Origin of the sequence: Enterobacter sp. CPE_E1241 (assembly GCF_045618265.1) — a bacterium.
Taxonomy (GTDB): Bacteria; Pseudomonadota; Gammaproteobacteria; order Enterobacterales; family Enterobacteriaceae; genus Enterobacter; species Enterobacter adelaidei.
This window is the reverse complement of the sequence record NZ_JBIWYV010000001.1, coordinates 4,668,655-4,681,313: the sequence shown is the minus strand read 5'-3', so window position 1 is coordinate 4,681,313 and position 12,659 is coordinate 4,668,655. Positions and strand designations below refer to the sequence as shown.

Here is a 12,659-nt window from a genome sequence, read left to right as displayed (position 1 = left end):
GAAATTGCTGCATTGATCACGGTCGGTGTAAATCACGCAGCCGGAGTGAGGTGTGCTAAGATGCGATGACTTGAGGTCAATAAAACGAAAGGAAGAATGATGGACTCACTGGCTTCGCTTTATAAAAATCATATCGTTACCCTACAGGAACGTACCCGCGATGTACTGGCCCGCTTTAAGCTGGATGCGCTGTTAATCCACTCTGGCGAGCTTTTGAATACTTTTCTGGATGACCATGCTTATCCGTTTAAGGTCAACCCGCAGTTTAAGGCCTGGGTGCCGGTAACCCAGGTTCCAAATTGCTGGCTGCTGGTGGATGGCGTGAATAAGCCAAAATTGTGGTTCTATCTGCCTGTCGATTACTGGCACAACGTGGAACCGCTGCCGACCAGCTTCTGGACGGAAGAAGTGGATATCATTGCATTACCAAAAGCCGACGGCATTGGCAGTCAACTGCCTGCCGCACGCGGTAACATCGCCTATATTGGCCCTGTTCCGGAGCGTGCATTGGGCCTGGATATTCCGGCTGACAAGCTTAACCCGAAAGGGGTGCTGGATTACCTGCATTACTATCGCGCATATAAAACCGACTACGAACTTTACTGCATGCGTGAAGCGCAAAAAACGGCAGTGAACGGCCACCGCGCCGCGCATGAAGCCTTCCAGTCTGGTATGAGCGAGTTCGACATCAACCAGGCCTACCTGACCGCGACCGGGCACCGTGATACGGACGTGCCGTACAGCAATATCGTCGCGCTGAATGAACACGCTTCCGTGTTGCACTACACCAAACTCGATCACCATGTGCCGTCGGAGATGCGCAGCTTCCTGCTGGATGCGGGTGCGGAGTACAACGGTTATGCGGCTGACTTGACCCGTACATGGGCTGCAAACGCAGATACTGACTTTGCGCACCTGATCAAAGACGTCAATGACGAACAGCTGGCCCTTATCAGTACCATGAAAGCGGGAACCAGTTACGTGGATTACCACATCCAGTTCCATCAGCGCATCGCGAAGCTGTTGCGTAAGCACCAGATTGTGAAAGACATGAGCGAAGAGGCGATGGTCGAGAACGATCTGACCGGGCCATTCATGCCGCACGGGATCGGTCACCCGTTGGGTCTGCAGGTTCACGATGTTGCAGGTTTTATGCAGGATGATACCGGCACGCACCTGGCGGCACCGTCTAAATATCCTTACCTGCGCTGCACCCGCATTCTTGAACCACGCATGGTGCTGACGATTGAACCGGGGATCTACTTTATCGAATCGCTGTTAGCACCCTGGCGTGAAGGTCAGTTCAGCAAACACTTCAACTGGGAAAAAATTGAAGCGCTGAAACCGTTTGGTGGCATTCGTATTGAAGATAACGTGGTTGTTCACGAAAACGGTATCGAGAATATGACGCGAGATCTGAAGCTGGCCTGATGGAAAGCTGGCTGATACCGGCTGAACCGGTCACCTTTGTTGAGGAAATCAAGAAAAGCCGCTTTATTACGCTGCTGGCACATACCGATGGCGTAGAGGCGGCAAAGGCGTTTGTTGAATCTGTTCGGGCGGAGCATCCTGACGCACGTCACCACTGTGTAGCGTGGGTCGCGGGGCCTCCGGACGATTCGCAGCAGTTGGGCTTTTCCGACGACGGTGAACCGGCTGGCACAGCCGGAAAACCCATGCTTTCGCAGCTGATGGGCAGCGGTGTGGGTGAAATTACCGCCGTGGTGGTGCGCTACTACGGCGGGATCCTGTTAGGCACGGGTGGGCTGGTTAAAGCGTATGGCGGCGGAGTTCAGCAGGCACTGAATTTGCTGATAACTACCCGCAAAACACCACTCACCGAATATACTTTACTGTGCGATTACGGTCAGTTATCCGGTATTGAAGCGTTGCTGAAGCAGTTTAACGGCGTCATCGCGCACAGTGAATATCAGGCAATGGTGCAATTACGCGTGGCGCTTCCTCAGGCGGAACTGGCTGCTTTTTCAGCAAAACTGGCTGATTTTAGTCGTGGTTCGTTGCAATTGCTGCCGATTGAAGAATAATCCCCACCTCACTTTTTTGAATACCAAAGGAAGCGGCAGAGATGCATTTTCGTGCCATAACCCGAATCGTTGGACTGCTGGTCATACTCTTTTCCGGGACGATGATTCTCCCAGGACTGGTGGCGCTTATCTACCGGGACGGCGCGGGGCGGGCATTTACCCAGACTTTCTTTGTTGCGCTGGCGATCGGCTCTCTGTTGTGGTGGCCTAACCGTCGTCAGAAGGGCGAGCTGAAGTCACGCGAAGGATTTTTGATTGTCGTCCTGTTCTGGACGGTACTGGGAAGCGTCGGTTCTTTGCCCTTTATCTTCTCTGAACAACCGAATCTGAGCATCACGGACGCTTTTTTTGAATCGTTCTCTGGTTTAACAACAACCGGAGCGACGACCCTGGTAGGACTGGATTCGTTACCGCACGCTATTCTCTTTTATCGCCAGATGCTGCAATGGTTCGGCGGTATGGGGATCATCGTCCTGGCGGTGGCTATCCTGCCTATACTGGGCGTCGGTGGGATGCAGCTCTATCGCGCCGAAATGCCCGGACCGCTGAAAGATAACAAGATGCGCCCGCGTATTGCCGAGACGGCGAAAACCCTGTGGCTGATTTATGTCCTGCTTACTGTGGCCTGTGCGCTGGCATTATGGTTTGCCGGGATGCCTGCATTCGACGCTATCGGACACAGCTTTGCGACGATTGCTATCGGCGGGTTTTCCACCCACGATGCCAGCGTGGGCTACTTTGACAGCCCTACGATTAACACCATCATTGCAATTTTCCTGCTGATTTCCGGCTGTAACTACGGTTTGCACTTCTCTTTACTCAGCGGGCGCAGCCTGAAAGTGTACTGGCGTGACCCCGAGTTCCGCATGTTCATCGGTGTCCAGCTTACGCTGGTTGTCATCTGTACCCTGGTGCTGTGGTTCCATGATGTCTATAACTCCGCGTTGACCACGTTAAACCAGGCGTTCTTCCAGGTGGTGTCGATGGCGACGACGGCCGGATTCACCACGGACAGCATTGCACGCTGGCCGCTATTCTTGCCGGTGTTACTGTTATGCTCCGCCTTTATTGGCGGCTGCGCGGGATCCACGGGCGGTGGCCTGAAGGTGATTCGTATTCTGCTGCTGTTCAAGCAGGGCAACCGTGAGCTGAAGCGTCTGGTCCACCCGAACGCGGTCTACAGTATCAAACTGGGAAACCGGGCACTGCCGGAACGTATCCTCGAAGCCGTGTGGGGTTTCTTCTCGGCGTATGCGCTGGTCTTTATCGTCAGTATGCTGGCGATCATCGCGACGGGAGTGGATGATTTCTCTGCTTTTGCATCCGTCGTAGCAACATTAAATAACCTTGGGCCAGGCCTGGGGGTTGTGGCGGATAACTTTGCCAGTATGAACCCGGTCGCGAAATGGATCCTCATTGCCAATATGCTGTTTGGCCGTCTTGAGGTCTTTACGCTGCTGGTGCTGTTCACCCCAACGTTCTGGCGCGAATAAGGAGCCGTTGATGAAAACACTTATTCTTTTCTCTACGCGAGACGGACAAACGCGTGAGATTGCTGCGTATCTGGCTTCGGAATTAAAAGAGCTGGGAATTTATTCTGATGTGGTGAACCTGAATCGTGTCGGACAGATTACCTGGCAGGATTACGATCGCGTGGTGATTGGCGCGTCAATTCGTTACGGTCATTTTCATCCGGCACTCGATCGCTTCGTGAAAAAGCACACCGCGGTGCTCAACAAATTGCCTGGCGCGTTCTACTCGGTCAATCTGGTTGCTCGTAAAGCAGAGAAGCGTACGCCGCAGACCAACAGCTACACGCGCAAGTTCTTGCTGAACTCTCCATGGCAGCCAGACCTTTGTGCCGTCTTTGCTGGTGCGCTGCGTTATCCTCGCTATCGCTGGTATGACCGCTTCATGATCCGCCTGATCATGAAGATGACCGGCGGCGAAACCGATACACGTAAAGAAGTGGTTTATACCGACTGGTCGCAGGTGGCCAGTTTTGCGCGGGAAATCGCGCATTTATCGGGCGATTCGCGGGTTAAATAAGCGTTGAGTCTGAAAAGTGAGCGAACGAAAAGTTTTTTTAAATTTCCTCTTGTCACGTCGGAATAACTCCCTATAATGCGCCTCCACTGACACGGAACAACGGCACACACGCCGCCGGGTCAGCAGAGAAAAGCAAAATAAACGCTTGACTCTATAGCGGGAAAGCGTAATATGCACACCCCGCGCCGCAGCGAAAACGAAGCGGCACTGCTCTTTAACAATTTATCAGACAATCTGTGTGGGCACTCAAAGTGACATGGATTCTTAATGTCCTCGGACACTAAATGAATACCAAGTCTCAACGAGTGAACACGTAATTCATTACGAAGTTTAATTCATTGAGCATCAAACTTTTAAATTGAAGAGTTTGATCATGGCTCAGATTGAACGCTGGCGGCAGGCCTAACACATGCAAGTCGAGCGGTAGCACAGAGAGCTTGCTCTCGGGTGACGAGCGGCGGACGGGTGAGTAATGTCTGGGAAACTGCCTGATGGAGGGGGATAACTACTGGAAACGGTAGCTAATACCGCATAACGTCGCAAGACCAAAAGGGGGACCTTCGGGCCTCTTGCCATCAGATGTGCCCAGATGGGATTAGCTAGTAGGTGGGGTAACGGCTCACCTAGGCGACGATCCCTAGCTGGTCTGAGGATGACCAGCCACACTGGAACTGAGACACGGTCCAGACTCCTACGGGAGGCAGCAGTGGGGAATATTGCACAATGGGCGCAAGCCTGATGCAGCCATGCCGCGTGTATGAAGAAGGCCTTCGGGTTGTAAAGTACTTTCAGCGGGGAGGAAGGTGCTGAGGTTAATAACCTCAGCAATTGACGTTACCCGCAGAAGAAGCACCGGCTAACTCCGTGCCAGCAGCCGCGGTAATACGGAGGGTGCAAGCGTTAATCGGAATTACTGGGCGTAAAGCGCACGCAGGCGGTCTGTCAAGTCGGATGTGAAATCCCCGGGCTCAACACGGGAACTGCATTCGAAACTGGCAGGCTAGAGTCTTGTAGAGGGGGTAGAATTCAGTGTAGCGGTGAAATGCGTAGAGATCTGGAGGAATACCGGTGGCGAAGGCGGCCCCCGGACAAAGACTGACGCTCAGGTGCGAAAGCGTGGGGAGCAAACAGGATTAGATACCCGGTAGTCCACGCCGTAAACGATGTCGACTTGGAGGTTGTGCCCTTGAGGCGTGGCTTCCGGAGCTAACGCGTTAAGTCGACCGCCTGGGGAGTACGGCCGCAAGGTTAAAACTCAAATGAATTGACGGGGCCCGCACAAGCGGTGGAGCATGTGGTTTAATTCGATGCAACGCGAAGAACCTTACCTACTCTTGACATCCAGAGAACTTTCCAGAGATGGATTGGTGCCTTCGGGAACTCTGAGACAGGTGCTGCATGGCTGTCGTCAGCTCGTGTTGTGAAATGTTGGGTTAAGTCCCGCAACGAGCGCAACCCTTATCCTTTGTTGCCAGCGGTCCGGCCGGGAACTCAAAGGAGACTGCCAGTGATAAACTGGAGGAAGAAGGTGGGGATGACGTCAAGTCATCATGGCCCTTACGAGTAGGGCTACACACGTGCTACAATGGCGCATACAAAGAGAAGCGACCTCGCGAGAGCAAGCGGACCTCATAAAGTGCGTCGTAGTCCGGATTGGAGTCTGCAACTCGACTCCATGAAGTCGGAATCGCTAGTAATCGTAGATCAGAATGCTACGGTGAATACGTTCCCGGGCCTTGTACACACCGCCCGTCACACCATGGGAGTGGGTTGCAAAAGAAGTAGGTAGCTTAACCTTCGGGAGGGCGCTTACCACTTTGTGATTCATGACTGGGGTGAAGTCGTAACAAGGTAACCGTAGGGGAACCTGCGGTTGGATCACCTCCTTACCTTAAAGAACCTGCCTTTGCAGTGCTCACACAGATTGTCTGATGAAAAACAGCAGTAAAAATCTCTGCAGGCTTGTAGCTCAGGTGGTTAGAGCGCACCCCTGATAAGGGTGAGGTCGGTGGTTCAAGTCCACTCAGGCCTACCAAACTCCTTTTAAAGGATGAGCGGTATAGAGATTGCAAACGATGGGGCTATAGCTCAGCTGGGAGAGCGCCTGCTTTGCACGCAGGAGGTCTGCGGTTCGATCCCGCATAGCTCCACCATCCTTTACTGCGAACCCAAGAAAACTTCAGAGTGAACCTGAAAAGGTGCACTGCGAAGTTTTGCTCTTTAAAAATCTGGATCAAGCTGAAAATTGAAACGACACACATGTTATGTGTGTTCGAGTCTCTCAAATTTTCGCAAGTCGATGATGAATCGAAAGAAACATCTTCGGGTTGTGAGGTTAAGCGACTAAGCGTACACGGTGGATGCCCTGGCAGTCAGAGGCGATGAAGGACGTGCTAATCTGCGAAAAGCGCCGGCGAGGTGATATGAACCTTTGACCCGGCGATGTCCGAATGGGGAAACCCAGTGCAATTCGTTGCACTATCGTTAACTGAATACATAGGTTAACGAGGCGAACCGGGGGAACTGAAACATCTAAGTACCCCGAGGAAAAGAAATCAACCGAGATTCCCCCAGTAGCGGCGAGCGAACGGGGAGCAGCCCAGAGTCTGAATCAGCTTGTGTGTTAGTGGAACGGTCTGGAAAGTCCGACGGTACAGGGTGATAGTCCCGTACACGAAAATGCACAGGCTGTGAACTCGAAGAGTAGGGCGGGACACGTGGTATCCTGTCTGAATATGGGGGGACCATCCTCCAAGGCTAAATACTCCTGACTGACCGATAGTGAACCAGTACCGTGAGGGAAAGGCGAAAAGAACCCCGGCGAGGGGAGTGAAAAAGAACCTGAAACCGTGTACGTACAAGCAGTGGGAGCACCTTCGTGGTGTGACTGCGTACCTTTTGTATAATGGGTCAGCGACTTATATTCTGTAGCAAGGTTAACCGTATAGGGGAGCCGAAGGGAAACCGAGTCTTAACTGGGCGTTAAGTTGCAGGGTATAGACCCGAAACCCGGTGATCTAGCCATGGGCAGGTTGAAGGTTGGGTAACACTAACTGGAGGACCGAACCGACTAATGTTGAAAAATTAGCGGATGACTTGTGGCTGGGGGTGAAAGGCCAATCAAACCGGGAGATAGCTGGTTCTCCCGAAAGCTATTTAGGTAGCGCCTCGTGAACTCATCTTCGGGGGTAGAGCACTGTTTCGGCTAGGGGGCCATCCCGGCTTACCAACCCGATGCAAACTACGAATACCGAAGAATGTTATCACGGGAGACACACGGCGGGTGCTAACGTCCGTCGTGAAGAGGGAAACAACCCAGACCGCCAGCTAAGGTCCCAAAGTCATGGTTAAGTGGGAAACGATGTGGGAAGGCACAGACAGCCAGGATGTTGGCTTAGAAGCAGCCATCATTTAAAGAAAGCGTAATAGCTCACTGGTCGAGTCGGCCTGCGCGGAAGATGTAACGGGGCTAAACCATGCACCGAAGCTGCGGCAGCGACACTATGTGTTGTTGGGTAGGGGAGCGTTCTGTAAGCCGTTGAAGGTGTCCTGTGAGGGGTGCTGGAGGTATCAGAAGTGCGAATGCTGACATAAGTAACGATAATGCGGGTGAAAAGCCCGCACGCCGGAAGACCAAGGGTTCCTGTCCAACGTTAATCGGGGCAGGGTGAGTCGACCCCTAAGGCGAGGCCGAAAGGCGTAGTCGATGGGAAACAGGTTAATATTCCTGTACTTGGTGTTACTGCGAAGGGGGGACGGAGAAGGCTATGTTAGCCGGGCGACGGTTGTCCCGGTTTAAGCATGTAGGCGGAACGATTAGGTAAATCCGGTCGTTTATTAACGCTGAGGTGTGATGACGAGGCACTACGGTGCTGAAGTAACAAATGCCCTGCTTCCAGGAAAAGCCTCTAAGCATCAGGTAACACGAAATCGTACCCCAAACCGACACAGGTGGTCAGGTAGAGAATACCAAGGCGCTTGAGAGAACTCGGGTGAAGGAACTAGGCAAAATGGTGCCGTAACTTCGGGAGAAGGCACGCTGATATGTAGGTGAAGCCCCTGCGGGTGGAGCTGAAATCAGTCGAAGATACCAGCTGGCTGCAACTGTTTATTAAAAACACAGCACTGTGCAAACACGAAAGTGGACGTATACGGTGTGACGCCTGCCCGGTGCCGGAAGGTTAATTGATGGGGTTAGCGGCAACGCGAAGCTCTTGATCGAAGCCCCGGTAAACGGCGGCCGTAACTATAACGGTCCTAAGGTAGCGAAATTCCTTGTCGGGTAAGTTCCGACCTGCACGAATGGCGTAATGATGGCCAGGCTGTCTCCACCCGAGACTCAGTGAAATTGAACTCGCTGTGAAGATGCAGTGTACCCGCGGCAAGACGGAAAGACCCCGTGAACCTTTACTATAGCTTGACACTGAACACTGGTCCTTGATGTGTAGGATAGGTGGGAGGCTTTGAAGCGTGGACGCCAGTCTGCGTGGAGCCGACCTTGAAATACCACCCTTTAATGGCTGGTGTTCTAACGTAGACCCGTAATCCGGGTTGCGGACAGTGTCTGGTGGGTAGTTTGACTGGGGCGGTCTCCTCCCAAAGAGTAACGGAGGAGCACGAAGGTTAGCTAATCTGGTCGGACATCAGGAGGTTAGTGCAATGGCATAAGCTAGCTTGACTGCGAGAGTGACGGCTCGAGCAGGTGCGAAAGCAGGTCATAGTGATCCGGTGGTTCTGAATGGAAGGGCCATCGCTCAACGGATAAAAGGTACTCCGGGGATAACAGGCTGATACCGCCCAAGAGTTCATATCGACGGCGGTGTTTGGCACCTCGATGTCGGCTCATCACATCCGGGGCTGAAGTAGGTCCCAAGGGTACGGCTGTTCGCCGTTTAAAGTGGTACGCGAGCTGGGTTTAGAACGTCGTGAGACAGTTCGGTCCCTATCTGCCGTGGGCGCTGGAGAATTGAGGGGGGCTGCTCCTAGTACGAGAGGACCGGAGTGGACGCATCACTGGTGTTCGGGTTGTCATGCCAATGGCATTGCCCGGTAGCTAAATGCGGAAGAGATAAGTGCTGAAAGCATCTAAGCACGAAACTTGCCCCGAGATGAGTTCTCCCTGACTCCTTGAGAGTCCTGAAGGAACGTTGAAGACTACGACGTTGATAGGTCGGGTGTGTAAGCGCAGCGATGCGTTGAGCTAACCGATACTAATGAACCGTGAGGCTTAACCTTACAACGCCGAAGCTGTTTCGGCGAAGAGAGACAGAAGATTTTCAGCCTTGATACAGATTTAACAGAATTTGCCTGGCGGCTTTAGCGCGGTGGTCCCACCTGACCCCATGCCGAACTCAGAAGTGAAACGCCGTAGCGCCGATGGTAGTGTGGGGTCTCCCCATGTGAGAGTAGGGAACTGCCGGCATCAATTAAGTGAAGAGGCCATCCGGAAGGATGGCCTTTTTGCGTTTCTACGGCGCACAAACAAATCCCCCAACTCCTTGCTTATACGGTAAACTACCTCCGTTTTTGCATCAGGATAGCGTCTATGAACCACTCCCTTAAACCCTGGAATACCTTTGGCATTCAACGGAATGCTAAACAAATTGTACGTGCCGATACTGCACAGCAGTTGCTGGATGCATGGCAAAGCGCAACAGAAAACGACGAACCCGTACTGATTCTGGGCGAAGGAAGTAATGTCCTGTTTCTCGACGATTTTGCCGGAACGGTGATCGTCAACCGCATCATGGGAATTGATGTGGAAGAGCGCGTTGATAGCTGGCATCTGCACGTAGGGGCCGGAGAGAATTGGCATCATCTGGTGCAATTTACCCTTGAGAAGGGGATGCCAGGTCTCGAAAATCTTGCACTCATTCCTGGCTGTGCCGGCTCGTCACCCATTCAAAACATCGGTGCCTACGGCATCGAACTGAAACACGTCTGCGAATATGTCGATTGTATTGAACTGGCGACCGGAACGGCTCAGCGCTTGACGGCCGAACAGTGTCGTTTTGGTTACCGCGACAGTATTTTCAAACATGAATACCAGGATCGCTATGTGATTGTGGCCGTTGGTCTGCGTCTGGCGAAAAACTGGAAACCTATCCTCACCTATGGTGATTTAACACGTCTTGACCCAGCCACTGCAACCGCACGTGAGGTGTTTGAGTCTGTTTGCCATATGCGAATGACCAAACTTCCCGATCCAAAAGTGAATGGAAATGCCGGGAGTTTCTTCAAAAACCCAGTCATTAGTGGCGAAAATGCAAAAGCATTTCTCGCTGGATGGCCTGCTGCACCACATTATCCGCAAGCTGATGGCAGCGTGAAGCTGGCAGCGGGCTGGCTCATCGATCAGTGCCAGTTAAAAGGTGCCACGAAGGGCGGGGCTGCAGTGCATCGCCAGCAGGCTCTGGTTCTGATTAACCAGGGCAATGCGACTGGCAGCGATGTTGTGCAACTGGCACACCATGTCCGTCAGTGCGTGGGCGAAAAATTTAACGTCTGGCTGGAGCCAGAAGTCCGCTTCATTGGCCGCACTGGTGAAGTGAATGCCGTGGAGACCATCGCGTGAAGGATAATACCATCCCGTTAACACTGATTGGCATTCTTGCCGACGGTGAGTTTCATTCTGGCGAGCAGCTGGGTGAGCAACTGGGCATGAGCCGTGCCGCCATTAACAAGCACATCCAGACCCTCCGTGACTGGGGTGTGGATGTCTTCACGGTTCCCGGAAAAGGATATAGCCTGCCGGAGCCAATCCAATTGCTGAATGAAGAAGCGATCCGTAACCAGATTGGATATGGCAATGTTGCAGTGCTGCCAGTGATTGATTCGACGAACCAGTATCTTCTGGATCGTCTGCCTGAGCTGAAATCCGGAGATGCCTGTGTTGCGGAGTATCAGCAGGCTGGTCGTGGTCGTCGTGGCCGCAAATGGTTCTCGCCATTTGGTGCCAATCTCTATCTGTCCATGTACTGGCGTCTTGAGCAGGGGCCTGCTGCCGCTATTGGCCTGAGTCTGGTTATTGGCATTGTCATGGCAGAAGTTCTGCACGATCTGGGTGCTGATAAAGTGCGCGTTAAATGGCCTAATGATCTGTATCTGAACGATCGTAAGCTTGCAGGTATCCTGGTCGAACTGACAGGAAAAACAGGCGATGCTGCGCAGATCGTTATTGGCGCAGGCCTCAACATGGTGATGCGCAATGTACAAAATGATGTGGTGAATCAGGCCTGGACTAATCTTCAGGAAGCGGGGATCGTCATCGATCGTAACACCCTCGCCGTGCGTATGATTAAGGAATTGCGCAGCTCACTCATCCTCTTTGAACAGGAGGGGCTGGCACCCTTCCTGTCTCGTTGGGAAAAGCTGGATAACTTTATCAACCGCCCGGTGAAATTACTGATTGGTGATAAAGAGATCTACGGAACATCCCGTGGCATTGACGCACAGGGGGCGTTGCTCCTGGAACAGAATGGCGTGATCAAGCCGTGGGTGGGCGGTGAAATTTCACTGCGAAGTGCTGAACAACCGGAATGAGTTAATTATGCGAAAACCCGTCTGCGCTACGCTAGCTGTGATGATGAGTTTGCTCTTCTCTCCTCTCTCTCAGGCGGGTCAGGCCTGGGAAAGTTATAAGGCACGCTTTTTCAAACCGGAAGGTCGCATTGTCGATACCGGCAATGGTGACGTTTCGCATACGGAAAGCCAGGGTTTCGCCATGCTGATGGCGGTGGCCAACAACGATAAACCCACGTTCGATAAGCTCTGGCAATGGACAGACAGTCAGCTTAAAAACAAAGAGAACGGCCTGTTTTACTGGCGTTATAACCCCGCAGAATCCAACCCGGTCACCGACAAGAACAATGCCTCAGATGGCGATGTGCTGATTGCCTGGGCACTGTTAAAAGCCGACGCGCGCTGGCATGACAAACGCTATAGCGCTGCATCGGATGCAATTACAAAAGCACTGATTGAGCACAACGTGATCCGCTATGCGGGTTACCGGGTGATGCTACCCGGTGTCCAGGGGTTTAACCTTGATGGTGAAGTGGTACTGAACCCTTCTTATTTCGTGTTTCCGGCATGGCAGGCCTTTGCCGGGCGTAGTCATTTAGCTGTCTGGCGTGAATTGATTAAGGATGGAGAACGCCTGCTGGGGAAAATGGGCTCGGGTAAAGCGAATCTGCCCACTGACTGGGTCTCTCTGGCTTCGGGTGGCAAGCTGGCTCCGGCCAAAGGTTGGGCACCGAGGATGAGCTACGATGCGATTCGTATTCCGCTGTATGTGGCCTGGGTTGATAAGCAAAGCCCACTGCTGACACCGTGGCGAGTCTGGTTTGGTCAATTTCCCCGGGAACAAACTCCCGCCTGGGTTAACGTCACCACTAACGAGTATGCACCCTACATGATGGAAGGGGGCCTGCTGGCAGTACGTGATTTAACGATGGGACAGTCTTCCACAGAACCCGAAATCACCTCAAAAGATGATTACTATTCAGCAAGCCTGAAGATGCTGGTATGGATTGCCCAACAATAATCTGAGCATTCCCTCTCCCACAG

The 12,659-nt window shown here is 52.8% G+C and carries 7 protein-coding genes, 2 tRNA genes and 3 rRNA genes; all 12 read left to right on the top strand.

Annotated features, from left to right (window positions below; all coding sequences use genetic code 11):
• The first annotated feature begins 99 nt into the window (after positions 1-99).
• The 12 genes from pepQ to ACJ9Y9_RS22825 all read left to right on the top strand — a co-directional run bounded on the left by pepQ (position 100) and on the right by ACJ9Y9_RS22825 (position 12,636).
• The gene (gene pepQ, locus ACJ9Y9_RS22880; RefSeq protein WP_028018164.1) at positions 100-1,431 is read left to right on the top strand and encodes a Xaa-Pro dipeptidase; all 1,332 of its coding nucleotides are present in this window, start codon (positions 100-102) and stop codon (positions 1,429-1,431) included.
• The gene (locus tag ACJ9Y9_RS22875) at positions 1,431-2,045 is read left to right on the top strand and encodes an IMPACT family protein (protein WP_028018163.1); all 615 of its coding nucleotides are present in this window, start codon (positions 1,431-1,433) and stop codon (positions 2,043-2,045) included. The genes pepQ and ACJ9Y9_RS22875 overlap by 1 nt, the downstream gene beginning before the upstream one ends.
• Positions 2,046-2,086: 41 nt before the next feature.
• Complete coding sequence (gene trkH / locus ACJ9Y9_RS22870; protein ID WP_013099227.1) at positions 2,087-3,538, top strand: Trk system potassium transporter TrkH; 1,452 nt, start codon at positions 2,087-2,089, stop codon at positions 3,536-3,538.
• 10 nt (positions 3,539-3,548) lie between these two features.
• Positions 3,549-4,094: a menaquinone-dependent protoporphyrinogen IX dehydrogenase gene (hemG, locus tag ACJ9Y9_RS22865; RefSeq protein ID WP_028018162.1), complete on the top strand. Its 546-nt coding sequence runs from the start codon at positions 3,549-3,551 to the stop codon at positions 4,092-4,094.
• 355 nt (positions 4,095-4,449) lie between these two features.
• Positions 4,450-5,983 (top strand): 16S ribosomal RNA (locus ACJ9Y9_RS22860).
• Positions 5,984-6,052: 69 nt separating this feature from the next.
• Positions 6,053-6,129, top strand: a tRNA-Ile gene (locus ACJ9Y9_RS22855).
• A gap of 42 nt (positions 6,130-6,171) precedes the next feature.
• A tRNA-Ala gene (locus tag ACJ9Y9_RS22850) sits at positions 6,172-6,247 on the top strand.
• A 180-nt stretch (positions 6,248-6,427) separates the two neighbouring features.
• Positions 6,428-9,329, top strand: a 23S ribosomal RNA gene (locus tag ACJ9Y9_RS22845).
• A 71-nt stretch (positions 9,330-9,400) separates the two neighbouring features.
• Positions 9,401-9,516: ribosomal RNA gene (rrf, locus tag ACJ9Y9_RS22840) — 5S ribosomal RNA — on the top strand.
• Together the 16S, 23S and 5S rRNA genes with 2 tRNA genes alongside form the textbook arrangement of a ribosomal RNA operon.
• A gap of 123 nt (positions 9,517-9,639) precedes the next feature.
• Positions 9,640-10,668, top strand: coding sequence for a UDP-N-acetylmuramate dehydrogenase (murB, locus tag ACJ9Y9_RS22835; RefSeq protein ID WP_028018366.1), 1,029 nt, complete (start codon positions 9,640-9,642; stop codon positions 10,666-10,668).
• A complete protein-coding gene (gene birA, locus ACJ9Y9_RS22830) occupies positions 10,665-11,636 on the top strand; it encodes a bifunctional biotin--[acetyl-CoA-carboxylase] ligase/biotin operon repressor BirA (RefSeq protein ID WP_028018365.1) in 972 nt (323 codons plus the stop codon). Before murB ends, birA begins: the two co-directional genes overlap by 4 nt.
• Before the next feature lie 7 nt (positions 11,637-11,643).
• Complete coding sequence (locus ACJ9Y9_RS22825) at positions 11,644-12,636, top strand: glycosyl hydrolase family 8 (protein ID WP_028018364.1); 993 nt, start codon at positions 11,644-11,646, stop codon at positions 12,634-12,636.
• The last annotated feature ends 23 nt before the right edge of the window (positions 12,637-12,659 follow it).